The following is a 14,662-nucleotide window of genomic DNA, read 5'->3' as shown; positions in this document are numbered from 1 at the left end:
TTATGACAGGCGACTGACAGACCGTCACTTGGCCTTGTAGATAATCCCCGGACTGCACTGGACCATCTGGTAGTGATCAGGCAAACCATTAAGCGCTTCGGAGGCACCCAGAAACAGGTAGCCGCCTGGCTTGAGCGTGCCGTGGATACGCAGCAGGATGTCTTTCTTCACTTCGGCCGAGAAGTAGATCAATACGTTACGGCAGAACACGATGTCGAACTTGCCCAGCGCCGAGTAGCTGTCGAGCAGGTTGAACGAGCGGAATTCCACGCGACTCTTGATCGGCGTCTTGACCACCCAGCGGCCCGGGCTTTTCACGTCAAAAAAACGTTGCAGGCGATCCGGTGACAAACCCCGGCCAATCGCCAGGCTGTCATATTCGCCCGTCTTGCAGTTATTGAGCATCAAGCCGGACAGATCGGTTGCCACGATCTGCACACCTGATTTGAGCTGGCTTGGGTTGGCGCGCTCAAACTCGTCGATGGACATCGACAGCGAATACGGTTCCTGACCCGACGAGCAGGCTGCCGACCAGATGCGCAAACGCTGGCCGGGGCTGGCCTTGATCTGCTCGGGCAGCACCTTGTTCTTCAACACTTCAAACGGGTAAGTGTCGCGAAACCACAGGGTTTCGTTAGTGGTCATGGCATCAACCACCTGCTCGCGCAGGCCGCTGCGCGGCTGGGTCTGAATACGCTGGACCAGCTCGCCCAACGACTTGATGCTCTGCTGCTCCATCAATTTGTTGAGGCGGCTGGACACCAGGTACTGCTTGTTTTCCCCAAGCAAGATGCCACAGGCTTTTTCCAGAAATACCCGGAACTGATCAAAATCCAAATTACCCGTAGACAAGGTGCCGCCTCTCAAATCATGTGAATCACCAGGGACGACGCCCCCGGATGGTTATTCTGCTGCCTTGATCCGCGCAACAACCCTGGCCGCCAGGTCATCAGGCCGGAATTTGGCAAGGAAGTCATCAGCACCGACCTTCTTGACCATCGCCTGGTTGAACACCCCGGACAACGAGGTGTGCAAGGTGATGTGCATCTTCTGCAGGCGCGGGTCATTACGTATCGCCGCTGTAAGGGTATAGCCATCCATCTCCGGCATTTCAATGTCGGAGATCATCATCAGGAACTCTTCTTCCGGTTTTTTTCCTTCTTCGACCATCTTGAGCAAGTAATCCAGCGCCTGACGACCGTCGTTGAGGGCTACCACTTCAACGCCGACGGTTTCCAGGCAGCGGCTCACCTGCTTGCGCGCTACCGACGAGTCGTCGACCGTCAGAACGCGCAGCGAGACTGCCTTGTGCTGAATATCGGCATCAATAACACCGATCGAGATTTCTTCGGAAACAGGCGCCACTTCGGCGAGAATTTTTTCGACGTCGATGATTTCCACCAACTGATTGTCGACCCGGGTAACGGCGGTCAGGTAGTGATCGCGCCCGGTGCCCTTGGGTGGTGGATGGATCTCTTCCCAGTTCATGTTGACGATGCGTTCTACGGAATGCACCAGAAAGCCCTGAACCTTGGTGTTGTACTCGGTAATGATGACGAAGGAATTAACCAGCGAAATCATCCCGGCGGAGCCTGTCGCCATCGCCAGATCCATGATCGGAATGGTGCCGCCACGAATATTGGCAACGCCCCGAACGATCTTGCTCGACTTGGGCATGACAGTGAGTTTGGGACATTGCAGTACTTCTTTAACCTTGAAGACGTTGATCCCATAGAGCTGCTTGCCGTCGAGACGAAACAAGAGCAGCTCCAGGCGATTCTGACCCACCAGCTGAGTTCGCTGGTTTACCGAATCCATTACACCTGCCATGCCGAACCCCCTTACCAAAATGACCGCCGCCCACACACCCGATCAACAAGCGGCACGGGCTTTGCTATTTATAACCTCATGAACGCAAAGACGACAATTTCTCGACACCTCGCATTAGAAACCCGCAGGCTTCTGTGCGCAATCGCTCTGCTGTGCCTTTGCGGCGCGGGCAACCTCGCCCGTGCAGAGAATTTCACACTGCCTGAACAGCTTATCGGCGTCACCCAAGGGTTTCTTGAGTTCACAGTAGAAGACTATTTGGCAACCAACCAGATTGACGGGCGTCACGACATACAGGTCAAGCAGCTCGACCCGCGCATGAGGATGAATGCCTGCGACAAGGATTTGACAGCCACGCTGGAAAGTCCTCGACCGGTTGGCCGGGTCACCGTGCGTGTTCGTTGCGAGGGTTCGTCGCCCTGGACCGTGTTCGTGCCCGCCCAGGTCCAGCTTTTCCGCAATGTCGTCACCGTGATGCGGCCGCTGAAACGCGACGCCATCGTCACTGAAGAAGATGTTGCGATGCGCGAGCGGGATGTCAGCAGCCTGGGTCAGGGCTTCCTGGCATCGCTTGATCAGGCAGTGGGTCAGAAAGTTGTCCGACAGATGGTCATCGACCAGGTCATTACACCGGTGGCGCTGGAGCAGCCACAAATGGTTCACAAGGGCGATCAGGTGGTGATCATCGCCCGTACCGGCACACTGGCGGTTCGTATGCCTGGCGAAGCGATGTCCGATGGTGGTTTCAACGAGCAGATAAGGGTGAAAAACCTCAATTCCCAGCGGGTGATCAAAGCCAGTGTCACCGGCCCCGGGCAGGTGGAAGTGGCCATGTAACGCATTGATGGTGGCGCGAAGGGTGTGTTTTTTTTAGACTGCGGGGAATGCCCGACGGCAAATGTCGTCTATTGGGAAGCTTTCTCACAATCAGCCTAAAGTTTGATCGGGGTTGGCCGAAAACAAGGCAAGCGTCCAAACACCCAGAGGTTTTTCAATCATGGTCATAGATTTTAGCCGCCTTAATAATTCACAGCCTGCCGCCAGTACATCGCGTACCGGGCCCAGTAAAGACACCGCCAAAACCGATGCGCTGGCACCTGCAGTCACCGCAGGCGTCAAAAGCACCGGGGAAACGTTTTCCTTGAGCAGTGAGGCTCAACAGTTGCATAAAATCACGGACAAGCTGAACGATTTGCCCACCGTCAACAGTGCACGCGTCGCCGAGCTCAAACAGGCCATCGCAGACGGTAGCTATAAAGTCGACAGCAACCGTGTTGCCAGCAAACTGTTGAATTTCGAAACCCAACGCTAAGCCACGGCTCGCGCTGGATATTCTGGACGCTTAAAAACCAGAGCATGCGATGCAAGACACTACTTTGCTGCAGATGATTACCGACGATATGGTCGCTGCCCGTCAGCTTCTCGAGCTGTTGCAGGCCGAATCATTGATTCTTCACGGCCGCGACATGGGCGAGATGGAGCAGGTACTGGCGCAGAAGCAGGCGCTGGTGATCCTTCTTGATCAGCATGGGCGCAAACGCAGCCAGGTCCTTGCGGGGATGGGGCTGCCAGCCAATCGTGACGGTCTTCAGCAACTGGCCAGCCAGTCGGAAGTCGGCGAGCAATTGTTGACGTCCGGTGATGAACTGAGTGCATTGATCAATGAGTGCCAGATTCTGAATGATCAGAATGGTAGTCTTATCCAGTTGCAACAGATCAGCACTGCTCATCAGCTTCGGATACTCAACGGCGGCGATACGCCGACGCTTTATGACAGTCGCGGATCGACCGCCCTGAGAGCCAAGCCGCGCCCCCTGAGTCAGGCGTAACTTCCTGTATCAAGGTTTTGCGCGTAGTGGCAGAATGCTGTTATTGCGTTGCTGTAGTATTTTGCCTGGAGATTCAAGAACGTGAATGGCTCAAGCGCGGACGATGCTCCGCAGCCCCCGAAGGTCCTTAATACACCTTTGGAAATTGCTGCAAACCTGCGGCTGCTCGTCGACAGTCATGATCCTTTGATCATTACCTTCCATGAGCGCGCCCAGCGCTTCCAGAGCTATCTGCTCGAAGTCGACCGCGACAGCAACAGCATTGCGCTCGACGAAATGATCCCCCGTGATGGCGAACGCTTCATCAGCAATGGCGAACCCTATCGCGTGGAAGGTTTTCACGACGGCGTACGTATCGCCTGGGAAAGCTCCGCGCACATGGACATTGTCGAGGCTGACGGCCAGCGCATGTACCGCGGCCCGATGCCTGAAGAAGTTATTTATCACCAGCGTCGCAATGCGTTTCGCGCAGCGCTCAAGCTGGCTCAGCTGGTTGATGTCGAGATCGGCGGCGAACGTCTGAAATCAACGCTGACCGGCAAATTGCTGGATATTTCCGCGACCGGCTGCAAATTGCGCTTTGAGGGCGATGTGTCTGACCGCATGCAACTGGGCCAGGTTTACGACCGGTTTATAGCCAAATTGCCATTTGGCGCCATGACCGCACCCGTCGAACTGCGCCATCTGTATTTCGAAGAGCGCTTTCACACCACCTTTGCCGGCGTACGCTTTCACAACATGAGCGGGCTGGTACAGCGGCAGGTCGAGCGGTTTGTCTACCAGTTGCAACGTGAGGCACGTCGCTTCGATAAAGACGACGATTTCTGACAGCAACACCGCATGACCGGTGATTGCGGCAGCCCTGCCGCAATCATCCACTTCCCTCCCGCTACATTCAGGCCTTCCAGGTCTCGCGCTCACCCTCACGCTCTTCCTCTGGCTTTTCCTCATCGACCCCGGCATCAGCCGCGACCTCAGCTTCAGGCTCAAGCCCGGGCTCTTCGGCGGCCACTTCCGGCTCGACGGTCGTCTGCATCTGGTCCTGCACCACCTGCTCATCCACACGCGGGTCGAGCGCCACCACCAACGGCGAACTGGACATACTGTCCGGCATTGCCACGTGGTGCAGTGGAGCGTTTTCCACCTGATGCAGGTGAGTAACGGCCTTTGGCCTGATCAACAGCACGAGAATCGCCGCAGCGCCGCAGACAAACACATACAGCATGTGGCCGCCGAAAACTTTCATGACCACACCCGCAGCCAGCGGACCAATGCTTGCGCCAATCCCGTAGGTCATGAGCAGCATCGCGGTCAGCGACACACGCCGCTCGGCCTCGACGTGGTCATTGGCGAATGCCACGGCCAGCGGGTAGAGGCAGAACTGCATCAGCGAGGCCAGGAAACCGACGCCGAACAGCACCTCGACCGGCACGCTGGGGAACACCGCCAGCGGCAGTGAAGCGACAACCAGTGCAGCCGCAAATACCCGCATCAGCACGGAGCGGTCATAGCGGTCCGACAACAGGCCCAGAGGCCATTGCACGAGGAAACCGGCAAGAATGCAGCAACCCATGAACAGACCGACCTGCTCGGTGGACAGCCCCTGTTCGGCAGCGTAGACCGGCGCAAGACCGTAGAACGAACCAATGATCAGCCCGGCGCCCAGAACCGCCGTCAGCGATTGCGGAACGCGCTTCATGAAAAAGCGCGGTTCCAGTGGTGCAGGATGCAAAGGTGCCGGGTGAATGGCCCGAGTCATGGCTACGGGCACCAGACACAACGCAAAACACAGCGCCACCAGCATCAGCAGCTCAGGGCCCAGTTGCGGGTGAACCACCAGCACCAGTTGCCCCAGCACTAGGCCGAGATAGGACGCAATCATGTAGCCGCTGAACACCATGCCGCGCTGCTTGGCCTCGGCCTGCTCGTTGAGCCAGCTCTCGATGACCATGTATTGGCACATCATGCCCAGACCGACGATCACCCGCAGCACCAGCCAGGCCGGCAGCCAACTGATCAGACCGTGCCCGAGCACGGCCGCACCGACGATCCCGGCGCAGGTGGCGTAGGCGCGAATGTGACCGACGCGGCCGATCAGGCGGTGACCGATCTTGCCGCCCAGGACCAGACCGAAATAGTTCGCGGCCATCAACGCACCGACCCACAGGCTGTCGACCTGATCGGCCGCCAGGCGCAGGGCCAGATAAGTGCTCAGCAGACCCGAGCCGATCAACATCATCAACGAGGCAAAATAAAGCGCTCGAAAGGACTTCCAGATTTGGCGCATCAACTTTCCAAAAATAGGGAGTCGCCCGAATGGGCGAGCCCGACACTGCGATTCTTAAACCTGGGCCGCCAGAACGCGCCGTTCCCAGGGGGTTATCTCGTCAAAAAAACTGCTCAGCTCCAGGGCCTTTGACGCGACGTAGCCTTCGATGAATTCATGACCAAACAGTTCCTTGGCCAACTGACTGCTTGTCAGACGCTCAAGAGCGGCCTGCAAGGTACACGGAAGTGACAATTCTTCCGGCACCTCGATTTCACCCTGCATCGGCGCGGTCGGTTCCAGGCCCTGCTCAATACCGTACAGCCCGGCCGCCAGACTTGCAGCGATGGCCAGATAAGGGTTGGCGTCCGCGCCGGGCAAACGATTCTCCACCCTTCTGGCCGCCGCTGCACTCGACGGAATGCGTAGCCCGGCTGCGCGATTGTCGTAGGACCAGCAGGCATTGTTGGGTGACGCGTAAGGATGGAACAGACGTTGATAGGAATTCACATTAGGCGCGAACAACGCGGTGAAGTCTGCCATGCATGCCTGCTGGCCGCCGATGAAGTGACGGAACGTGGCAGTGGCGTTGCCGTTCACATCGTTGAATACATTAAGGCCGGTCTCCGCTGCCACCACACTCTGATGAATATGCATCGAACTGCCCGCCGTGCTTGCCAGCGGTTTGGCCATGCACACCACGATCAGACCGTGCTTGAGCGCCACCTCTTTGAGCAGGTGCTTGAACAGAAAGGTCTGGTCGGCCAGCAGCAAAGGATCACCATGCAGCAGGTTGATCTCGAACTGACTGACGCCCATCTCGTGCATCACCGTGTCACGCGGCAGGCCCAGTGCTGCCATGCACATGTAGACCTCGGCGAAGAACGGACGCAAGCCATTGCTGGAGCTGATACTGAACGCCGACTGCCCTGCTTCGCGTCGCCCGTCCAGCCCGACCGGCGGCATGAACGGGAAAATTGGATCAGGATTGGGAGCGAAGACGAAAAACTCGAGCTCTGTGGCCACAACCGGTGCCAGGCCACGATCGGCGTAGCGAGCAATCACCGCCTTGAGCTGATTGCGGGTGGACAGCCTGCACGGCTCGCCGCTCAGGTCCATGGCATCACAGATGGCCAGAGCACGAGGCGGCTCGCTCCAGGGCAGGCGGTGGATCTGCTGCGGGTCGCTGACCAGGGCCAGGTCGCCGTCATCACTGCCATAGAAGCGTGCCGGCGGGTAGCCGCCCATGATGCATTGCAGCAAAACGCCACGCGCCAGCTGCAAGCGCCGCCCTTCGAGAAAACCTTCGGCCGTCATCACCTTGCCGCGCGGCACACCGTTCAAATCCGGGGTCACACACTCCACTTCATCAATGCCCATCAACTGCTGCGCCAGCGAATGGGGGTCATTGCGAGTCATGGGTTCAATCCTTTGTGGTTAAGCTGCAAGCTTCAAGCTTCAAGCTTCAAGTGGCAAGCGCGAGTCTTCTGGCTTCTGCTTGCAGCTTCAGAGCACCGGATTGTGAAACGGTGCGCCGGTCACTTCGATGAACTCCTTTCGGTAGTCCTCGTTCTCCGGATCGACCACCAGGGCCTGGCGCAGAAATTCGACGCCCTCGGCAACGTGACCCAGCTGGCGACTCAGGGCACCGGCGAGATGCAGCTTGGTGGCATCGAAAAAATTGAACGACAGCAAAATCTTGGTCAGCGTCAATGCGTTTTCCAGTTTGCCCGCCATCAACAGCTGATTGAACTGCGCATTGAAGTCGGCGACATCCTGCCATTTCCCGGCCGACAGCCCCTCTACCTTGCGCAGTACGATGGTGTGGCCGTTGCCTACCTTCGAATCCGTCTCTTCGACGCACTCGATGTACCAGCAGCCCAAGCCTGAGGAATTAACGTGATTGACGGCGCGGATCATGCTCTGCAAGGAAAACACCTGATAATGACCACGCCATTCACCCTCAGTGACGGTGGTCATGTCTATCTTGTTTTCATAATCCTCGATCATCTGCGCCAGCGTCGTCAGACGACGCGCGCGGTCGGTCTTGGCGGCCGTGCGCTTGGGAAAGATGCAAAAGAAGACACCGCCGTTCTTCAGCACCCTGAGCGCTTCGACGTAGGCGGAAAACAGATTGGGAACATGCTCGATCACGTGCGAGCTGATGAGGTAATCAACTGACGCATCTGGCGTGTGGATACATTGAAAGTCGCCGAGCATGTCGACTTTTGAAACGTCGCCCGACACCTTCATCTGCTCGACAAAGTACTGCTGATAATCCTCCATATCACGAGGGTGCAAAAACTCGACGCCGTCGCAGGGCGCAACGTTCAGGCAACTGGCAAGGTTGAATGCGTTGTGAGCTGCCGCACCCAGTTCGATACCTTGCCCCTGGCAGTACTTCTTGGCTAACTGCATTGCTCCCCCGTCGCTCGTCGTTATCTGGATAAACCTGCCTGAAATATCGGCGATACCAGACAGAACTTTAACTATCGCCTGCCATGCGCAAGCCTGCGACTGGCCATTGGCGCAGATATTGCTAAACATCTGGATCCAGTGTGAATGCACGATGATTTACGTCAGCCAGGTGCCCAACTTACCCGGCCATTGCTGACGCTAGCCACCAAAAATCACGCTCAGGCCACAGAAAGACAGAGGATCACCATGATCAATGGTCAAAAGGTTGGCTGCGGAATCGTCACGTATAACCGCCCCGCCCTGCTGAGAAAACTTTACGACTCACTGCCCGCCGACCTCATCGACAGCATCGTCATCATCAATGACGGCGACGCGTACCCCGAACACTCCGCCTACGACAGCGATGTCTTGTTCAACAATGAAAGCAACCTCGGCGTAGGCAAATCCAAGAACAGGGCGCTCTCACTGCTGCTGGACGCTGGTTGCGAACATCTGTTTCTGATCGAAGACGATATCTACATCAAGAGCCCGGAAGTCTTCGAGCTTTATATCCTGACGTCGACCCTGACCGGCATTCAGCATCTGAATTACAGCCAGCACGGGCTGATGAACAAAACGCCTGACGGCGAAGCCAATGCGGTGTGCAAGATTGATTATGGCAACGGCATCAACCTGCCGTTGTATCGACATTGCGTCGGGGCGTTTTCCTACTATTCCAGACGCAGCCTCGAAGCAGCCGGACTGATGGATGAGACGTATAACAACGCTTTTGAACACGTTGATCACACCCTGGCCATCATCAACCAGAACATGCACCCGCCGTTCTGGTTCTTTGCCGATATCGACCATTCAGAGCGGTATCTGGGAGACGAGCCCTGGAGCTACGAACAGTCGACCATTTCGTCCAGCAACCTGCACAAGCAAAACGTTCTCGACGCCATCGAACACTTCAAGCTCAAGCACGGCTGTGAGCCGGTCAAACACCCGCTCGCCTCCAATCAGGAACTGATGGACAGCCTCAACAGCATCAAACAGAGTTTCGGGCTGAATCTCTGAGTAATAGCGCTCGTCCGGCAATCCCTCCAGGTGATTGCGCAGGACGCGTGCTGGCAAGCTCCAGGTTCAGGGCAGCGTCATGCTGAACAGGGCGCCACCCAGAACGCCACCATTGGCGATCTCGATGCGTCCCTGCAAGCCATTGCGCACATGCAACCGCGCAATGTGCGAAGCAAAATAAAGGCCCAGCCCGGTGCTGCCGCTCCCCTGATTGATCCCCAGCACATAATCCGTCTGTTGCTCGATCAGGTAGGCCGGGTAACCGGGGCCGTCGTCGTTGACGGTGATCTTCAGTTGGCCGTCCTCATCGGACACGCCGACGAAGATCTGCTCGCGGGCAAAACCGGTCGCGTTGACGATGATGTTACCCACCACCGATCCCACCAGCTCACGGTCGAAGAAGCCCAACGGGCTCACAACATCAATGGCATACCGAGCCGCAATGCCACGGCTACTCAGCACGTCCTGGTGATGAGCCAGTTGCGCTTCGATGAAATCATCCAGCTCGTGGTAATCCGGGCGTAACGGCATCTGATTGACGCCGAGTTTGTACAGGCCCAGCAACTGCACCAGCATGCCGTTCAGGTTGGCGAACTCGTATTCGATAACGCCATGTTCGGGCGTGTCGAGTTGCTGCGCGGAAAGCTTAGCCAGCCACTCACTGTGCGCCTGGGTCAGCGTCGCCAATGAGTTCTTCATGTCGTGCACGGTGGAGGCGATCACCATGGAAAAATCGAGCCCCAGCTCCCTCTCTTCACTCATGCGCCAAACGCCCTCTCCCTGAGTTTTTGGTAACGCTCGAAACGCGGGTCGCTGTCCGGAATCTTGCCGACCATGGTCAGGCTGGCCCGGCACTCGTCCAGACCTGCCTGTCCCAGGCTCTGACCGGGGTGGAGCAGCGACTGCGCCATGTTGAGCGCGATACTGAGATTCCTCGGCTGCAACGCCAGCGCACTGCGGAAAAACCCCTGTGCCTCGGTCAGGTTGCCCGCCTTGTAACTGCGCACGCCTTGCAGGTTGAGATCGCTGGCCGCTTTATTGGCACCCAGGATCGCAGGATCGTCGGTCATGCTGGCGACGCTTTTCATCACCGCAGGATCATCGCCGTAGACTTCTGCACAGTTTTTCAAGACACCAGCGCCCGCCTCTTCCTGGCCCAACTGCTTGAGCTGGGCTGCCACCATCAAAGAGGCTTCGGCGCTGAGAAACAGCTCCGTTCCGTCCAGCCGGGCCATCGCCTGCTCGGTAAGCTTGGCGGCCGCTTCCGGGTCCGAGTGTTGCAGACTGGAGGCCTTCATCAAGCGCGTACGCACTTGCAGGCCTTCGTCGTTACTGTGTTCCTTGGCGACATCACCCAAGGCGTTGTTGACCTCGACCCGGGTCCGCGCATCAAGCCCCTGCTCGCCGCCCTTGCTGATCAAGGCATGCGCCAGCCCCAGATTGGTCTCGGGGTCCTTGAAGCGCGAATGCTGCCCCTGTGAAACCGCCTGACGATAGGCCTTGGAGGCACTTTCGAAGTCTTCGTTGCCCAGCGCCAGCTTGCCCAGCAGCCTCTGCCGTCGAACCGCCAGCGGCGACAGCCGCACCGCGCTTTCCAGCACCGTCTGCGCCCGCTTGGCATCGCCGAGGGCCACCAGCACATCAGCTAGCCCGTCGAACAGCGCAGGCATGATCGGAAACGCCTTGATCGCCTGCTCGTAGACAGCCTGCGCCTCGGCGGCCTTACCGCGCTTGAGCAACAGGCTGCCCAGTGCGCCGTAGGCCCAGGGCGTGGCTCGGTCGGCCAGAATGCTCTTGAGGAAAGCTTCCAGCGGCTCGTTCTGTTTCAGGTCACGCAAGGCCTCGGCCTTGTGGCGCAGGCACAGTGGCGCGTAACGCGGGTCCTGCTCGATCAATGCGTTGCAGGCGGCCAGTACCTCAGCCGGGTTACGACGGTCGAGCGCCTGCAGAATCGGTTTGAGCAGCGTCTTGCGCTGCACCAGTTTTTCCAGACGCTGAGCCAGACCGGCACGGTTGAACGGCTTGGTCAGGTAGCCGTCCGGCTCCCATTCCAGCGCACTCATGACCATGGCCTGACTGTTTTCGGCGGTGACCATGATGAAGACACTTTCATGGCTCAACAGCCGCTCGACCATCAGGTCTTCCAGCACCTGCTGACCATTCTTGCGACCGTCGCCAAGGTTGAAGTCATGCAACACGAAGTCGTAACGCTTTTGCGCGCACATGCGCAAAGCCTCTTCACCGGTGTCGGCGGTATCCACTTCCTTGACGCCCAGTTCACGCAGCATCGACCTGACTGAACTGCGAAAGTCAGAAAAGTCATCAACGATAAGAAAGCTTTTTTGGTTGTACGCCAGCATCCGGATTCCTGCACAGGAGAAGTAAAAATACGAGACCCACAGCCCGAGAGCTAACCGGACCCGGCTCAGCAGCCCGTTTTCAGGACATGCTTGATAACTGATAGCTGACTGATGCTCAGGCACAGCTTGCCATCGCCACCCCGAGTGACCGGTTGAGGTTTACGGCGACACTCAGTTTTTCGACCATGCCGGCAGAAACTATAGGGCGAACCTGCACTTCGCACCTCTTCGGCATGGCGATTAAGCGCTTGTTTTGCGAGCTGGATCGAATTTGCGGGAATTTTTGCGGGAATCAAGGAAGGCGTTGCGGAGAGCAGGCTGACGATTGAAGCCGCCCGTGATGCGACAGGGAACGTTACGGACAGCATGCCGACACAGGGCGTCGGCATGCTTCAAACAGCGGGTTACACCCAGCCGTCGTTCTTCTTGCGGCCCTTGGTCAGTGCCGGAAGGATCAGGCCGACCAACAGGCCTGCACCGGCAATGCTGCCGCCATAAACCATGTAACGCATCATCACTTGCTTGTTCTCGTCACCGAGGCGCGCCTGGGTAGCACGCAATTCGGCCTGAGAGTCGGCCAATTGATCATTCAGGGTCTTGGTTCGGGCTTCCAGCTCGTCGACCAGCTTCTTGCGCGCGTCCAGGGTTTCCTGCATGCCTTGCACGCGGGTCTTCCAGGTGTTGTCGATGCCTGCCAGTTGCTCGGTCAGCTCGGCGACCTGCTGAGTCAGTTGCGGCACACGCTCAGCCTGGCCAGGAACCTCTTGCAGGTCACTGCTCGGAATCCACACCGTCGCGCCGCCTTCGCCGCGCACCTGGCTGAACTTGCCCGAGGAGGTGAGCAACTCGACCTTCTGCCCGGATTTCAGCGTACCGACGATGCGATGGTCATCCGTCGGCCCGCTGCGCACATAAGTGGTGAGACTGTCGCTGACCCAACGCTCGTTGTTCGCCGCCTGAGCATTGCCAGGAACGATCACGGTCAGCACAGCACCGAACAGGCCAGCTCCCAGCAAACGACGCGACGTGGAGAACAGGCCAGGGGCACGAGAAGGAAGTGCAGAAAGATGACGAGACATGGCGATAATTATCTTTATCCGGAATGAAAATAAAGCCTCGTTGAACGGGCCGGCTAACGATGGGAGGACAGGCGATCAAAGGTTCTTGCAACTCCTGCCCGGACGGATTGTCTGCCAATGACACGCACTTGAAAGCGCATCGATTCCCTTTTTTGCAGGCCGTCCAGAAAAAACCATCAGCTAACAGACTCCTCGAACCGGGTCAGGTTCACTATCGGCTTGTGTGAGCGTCAAAATTCAGCCGCACGGTCGCGGTGAGCAAGTCCCTGCTTTCAAACGAATTCGGCGCTGGCGCGACGTTTGCTGCCGCAAATCAGGGCCTTGCACTGCGCAACGTTTGCTTTCCCGTCCAAGTGCTGTAGAAAAGGTCTGACAGGCGTGAGTGTCCCGGACACCCACCATCCTGATGCTCGACTGCATCGCTCTAATGGAAAATAGAATGCTCCCAAGACAAGTGATTAACGCCACCGTAAGCCCGAAGGGCAGCCTTGAAACCCTGTCCCAACGCGAAGTGCAGCAACTCAGCGCTGCAGGTTCAGGCAGTACCTACACCCTGTTTCGCCAGTGCGCCCTGGCCATTCTCAATACCGGCGCCCATGTCGATAACGCCAAGACCATTCTTGAAGCGTACGAAAGCTTTGAAGTGCGCATCCATCAGCAGGATCGCGGCGTGCGCCTGGAGCTGCTCAACGCTCCGGCCGACGCTTTCGTCGATGGGGAAATGATCGCCAGCACTCGCGAGATGCTGTTCAGCGCCTTGCGCGACATCGTCTACACCGAAAGCGAACTGGACAGCCAGCGCATCGACCTGAGCAATTCCCAGGGCATCACCGATTACGTGTTCCACCTGCTGCGCAACGCCCGCACCCTGCGTGCTGGCGTCGAGCCGAAGATGGTGGTGTGCTGGGGCGGTCACTCGATCAATACCGAAGAATACAAATACACCAAGAAGGTCGGCCACGAACTCGGCTTGCGCAGCCTGGACATCTGCACCGGTTGCGGCCCCGGCGTCATGAAAGGCCCGATGAAAGGCGCCACCATCGCCCACGCCAAGCAGCGCATCGTCGGCGGTCGCTACCTGGGCCTGACCGAGCCGGGCATCATCGCTGCCGAGGCACCGAACCCGATCGTCAACGAGCTGGTGATCCTGCCGGACATCGAAAAACGTCTTGAAGCCTTCGTGCGTGTCGGTCACGGCATCATCATCTTCCCGGGTGGCGCAGGCACTGCCGAAGAATTCCTGTACCTGCTGGGTATCCTGATGCATCCGGACAACAAGGATGTGCCATTCCCGGTGATCCTGACCGGCCCGAAAAACACCGAGCCGTACCTGCAACAGTTGCATGAGTTCGTCGGGGCCACGCTGGGTGCAGAGGCGCAGCGTCACTACCAGATCATCATCGACAACCCGGCAGATGTTGCCCGGCAGATGACTCAGGGCCTGAAAGAGGTGAAGCAGTTCCGCCGCGAGCGCAACGATGCGTTTCACTTCAACTGGCTGCTGAAGATCGAAGAAAGCTTCCAGCACCCTTTCGATCCGACCCACGAGAACATGGCGAAACTGCAACTCAACCATGACGTGCCGACGCACGAGCTGGCGGCCAACCTGCGTCGGGCGTTTTCCGGCATTGTCGCGGGCAACGTCAAGGACAAGGGCATTCGCCTGATCGAACAACACGGTCCCTATCAGATCCAGGGTGACCCTTCGATCATGGGCCCGCTGGACAAACTGTTACAGGCGTTTGTCGATCAGCACCGCATGAAACTGCCGGGTGGCGCGGACTATGTGCCGTGCTACCAGGTTGTGGCCTGACGCCACAGCGT

Annotated in this window: 14 protein-coding genes; 6 read left to right on the top strand and 8 right to left on the bottom strand. The window is 57.9% G+C overall.

What is annotated here, in order from left to right; genetic code table 11:
• Nucleotides 1–24: 24 nt before the first annotated feature.
• On the bottom strand, nucleotides 25–852 hold the full coding sequence (cheR, locus tag N018_RS07920; RefSeq protein ID WP_024643855.1) for a protein-glutamate O-methyltransferase CheR: 828 nt from the start codon (nucleotides 850–852) through the stop codon (nucleotides 25–27).
• Nucleotides 853–903: 51 nt separating this feature from the next.
• Nucleotides 904–1,830 carry a chemotaxis protein CheV gene (locus tag N018_RS07915; protein WP_024643854.1) on the bottom strand — a complete coding sequence of 309 codons (927 nt, stop codon included), beginning with the start codon at nucleotides 1,828–1,830 and terminating at the stop codon, nucleotides 904–906.
• Between the two features lie 78 nt (nucleotides 1,831–1,908).
• On the opposite strand from N018_RS07915, the gene flgA reads away from it, so the two are divergent.
• The 4 genes from flgA to N018_RS07895 all read left to right on the top strand — a co-directional run bounded on the left by flgA (nucleotide 1,909) and on the right by N018_RS07895 (nucleotide 4,487).
• The gene (gene flgA / locus N018_RS07910) at nucleotides 1,909–2,667 is read left to right on the top strand and encodes a flagellar basal body P-ring formation chaperone FlgA (RefSeq protein ID WP_024643853.1); all 759 of its coding nucleotides are present in this window, start codon (nucleotides 1,909–1,911) and stop codon (nucleotides 2,665–2,667) included.
• A gap of 160 nt (nucleotides 2,668–2,827) precedes the next feature.
• Complete coding sequence (gene flgM, locus N018_RS07905; RefSeq protein WP_024643852.1) at nucleotides 2,828–3,142, top strand: flagellar biosynthesis anti-sigma factor FlgM; 315 nt, start codon at nucleotides 2,828–2,830, stop codon at nucleotides 3,140–3,142.
• A 49-nt stretch (nucleotides 3,143–3,191) separates the two neighbouring features.
• Complete coding sequence (locus tag N018_RS07900) at nucleotides 3,192–3,659, top strand: flagella synthesis protein FlgN (protein WP_024643851.1); 468 nt, start codon at nucleotides 3,192–3,194, stop codon at nucleotides 3,657–3,659.
• A gap of 81 nt (nucleotides 3,660–3,740) precedes the next feature.
• Nucleotides 3,741–4,487 (top strand): flagellar brake protein, encoded by a 747-nt coding sequence (locus N018_RS07895; protein ID WP_024643850.1) that lies wholly within the window; start codon nucleotides 3,741–3,743, stop codon nucleotides 4,485–4,487.
• Nucleotides 4,488–4,554: 67 nt separating this feature from the next.
• On the opposite strand, the gene N018_RS07890 is transcribed toward N018_RS07895, so the two are convergent.
• The 3 genes from N018_RS07890 to N018_RS07880 all read right to left on the bottom strand — a co-directional run bounded on the left by N018_RS07890 (nucleotide 4,555) and on the right by N018_RS07880 (nucleotide 8,343).
• On the bottom strand, nucleotides 4,555–5,946 hold the full coding sequence (locus N018_RS07890; protein ID WP_025389288.1) for an MFS transporter: 1,392 nt from the start codon (nucleotides 5,944–5,946) through the stop codon (nucleotides 4,555–4,557).
• Nucleotides 5,947–6,000: 54 nt separating this feature from the next.
• Entirely contained in the window at nucleotides 6,001–7,242 is a 1,242-nt protein-coding gene (locus tag N018_RS07885) for a glutamine synthetase family protein (RefSeq protein ID WP_195757187.1), read from the bottom strand.
• A 189-nt stretch (nucleotides 7,243–7,431) separates the two neighbouring features.
• Nucleotides 7,432–8,343, bottom strand: a complete 912-nt coding sequence (locus N018_RS07880; RefSeq protein WP_038401117.1) for a class I SAM-dependent methyltransferase — start codon at nucleotides 8,341–8,343, stop codon at nucleotides 7,432–7,434.
• Nucleotides 8,344–8,589: 246 nt separating this feature from the next.
• Here N018_RS07880 and N018_RS07875 point away from each other — a divergent pair, with 246 nt between their 5' ends.
• Nucleotides 8,590–9,399 (top strand): glycosyltransferase family 2 protein, encoded by an 810-nt coding sequence (locus N018_RS07875; RefSeq protein WP_025389285.1) that lies wholly within the window; start codon nucleotides 8,590–8,592, stop codon nucleotides 9,397–9,399.
• A gap of 66 nt (nucleotides 9,400–9,465) precedes the next feature.
• Here the strand turns inward: N018_RS07875 and N018_RS07870 are convergent, their stop codons facing one another.
• The 3 genes from N018_RS07870 to N018_RS07860 all read right to left on the bottom strand — a co-directional run bounded on the left by N018_RS07870 (nucleotide 9,466) and on the right by N018_RS07860 (nucleotide 12,838).
• Complete coding sequence (locus N018_RS07870) at nucleotides 9,466–10,161, bottom strand: sensor histidine kinase (protein WP_025389284.1); 696 nt, start codon at nucleotides 10,159–10,161, stop codon at nucleotides 9,466–9,468.
• Nucleotides 10,158–11,759: a tetratricopeptide repeat-containing response regulator gene (locus tag N018_RS07865; RefSeq protein ID WP_025389283.1), complete on the bottom strand. Its 1,602-nt coding sequence runs from the start codon at nucleotides 11,757–11,759 to the stop codon at nucleotides 10,158–10,160. Before N018_RS07865 ends, N018_RS07870 begins: the two co-directional genes overlap by 4 nt.
• Before the next feature lie 404 nt (nucleotides 11,760–12,163).
• Nucleotides 12,164–12,838 carry a TIGR04211 family SH3 domain-containing protein gene (locus tag N018_RS07860; protein ID WP_024643845.1) on the bottom strand — a complete coding sequence of 225 codons (675 nt, stop codon included), beginning with the start codon at nucleotides 12,836–12,838 and terminating at the stop codon, nucleotides 12,164–12,166.
• A 439-nt stretch (nucleotides 12,839–13,277) separates the two neighbouring features.
• Here N018_RS07860 and ppnN point away from each other — a divergent pair, with 439 nt between their 5' ends.
• Nucleotides 13,278–14,651, top strand: coding sequence for a nucleotide 5'-monophosphate nucleosidase PpnN (gene ppnN, locus N018_RS07855; protein ID WP_024643844.1), 1,374 nt, complete (start codon nucleotides 13,278–13,280; stop codon nucleotides 14,649–14,651).
• Nucleotides 14,652–14,662: the final 11 nt, after the last annotated feature.

Origin of the sequence: Pseudomonas syringae CC1557, assembly GCF_000452705.1 — a bacterium.
GTDB lineage: Bacteria > Pseudomonadota > Gammaproteobacteria > Pseudomonadales > Pseudomonadaceae > Aquipseudomonas > Aquipseudomonas syringae_F.
The sequence above is the reverse complement of the archived record's forward strand: the minus strand, read 5'-3'. Positions and strand labels throughout refer to the sequence as shown.

Bases quoted from the DNA above. Each gene is read 5' to 3' on its own strand.
- flgM (WP_024643852.1), top strand. From the start codon at position 2,828: ATGGTCATAGATTTTAGCCGCCTTAATAATTCACAGCCTGCCGCCAGT.
- N018_RS07875 (WP_025389285.1), top strand. From the start codon at position 8,590: ATGATCAATGGTCAAAAGGTTGGCTGCGGAATCGTCACGTATAACCGC.
- N018_RS07865 (WP_025389283.1), bottom strand. From the start codon at position 11,759: ATGCTGGCGTACAACCAAAAAAGCTTTCTTATCGTTGATGACTTTTCT.
- N018_RS07890 (WP_025389288.1), bottom strand. From the start codon at position 5,946: ATGCGCCAAATCTGGAAGTCCTTTCGAGCGCTTTATTTTGCCTCGTTG.
- N018_RS07860 (WP_024643845.1), bottom strand. From the start codon at position 12,838: ATGTCTCGTCATCTTTCTGCACTTCCTTCTCGTGCCCCTGGCCTGTTC.
- N018_RS07915 (WP_024643854.1), bottom strand. From the start codon at position 1,830: ATGGCAGGTGTAATGGATTCGGTAAACCAGCGAACTCAGCTGGTGGGT.
- N018_RS07870 (WP_025389284.1), bottom strand. From the start codon at position 10,161: ATGAGTGAAGAGAGGGAGCTGGGGCTCGATTTTTCCATGGTGATCGCC.
- ppnN (WP_024643844.1), top strand. From the start codon at position 13,278: ATGCTCCCAAGACAAGTGATTAACGCCACCGTAAGCCCGAAGGGCAGC.
- flgA (WP_024643853.1), top strand. From the start codon at position 1,909: ATGAACGCAAAGACGACAATTTCTCGACACCTCGCATTAGAAACCCGC.
- N018_RS07900 (WP_024643851.1), top strand. From the start codon at position 3,192: ATGCAAGACACTACTTTGCTGCAGATGATTACCGACGATATGGTCGCT.
- N018_RS07885 (WP_195757187.1), bottom strand. From the start codon at position 7,242: ATGACGGCCGAAGGTTTTCTCGAAGGGCGGCGCTTGCAGCTGGCGCGT.
- N018_RS07880 (WP_038401117.1), bottom strand. From the start codon at position 8,343: ATGCAGTTAGCCAAGAAGTACTGCCAGGGGCAAGGTATCGAACTGGGT.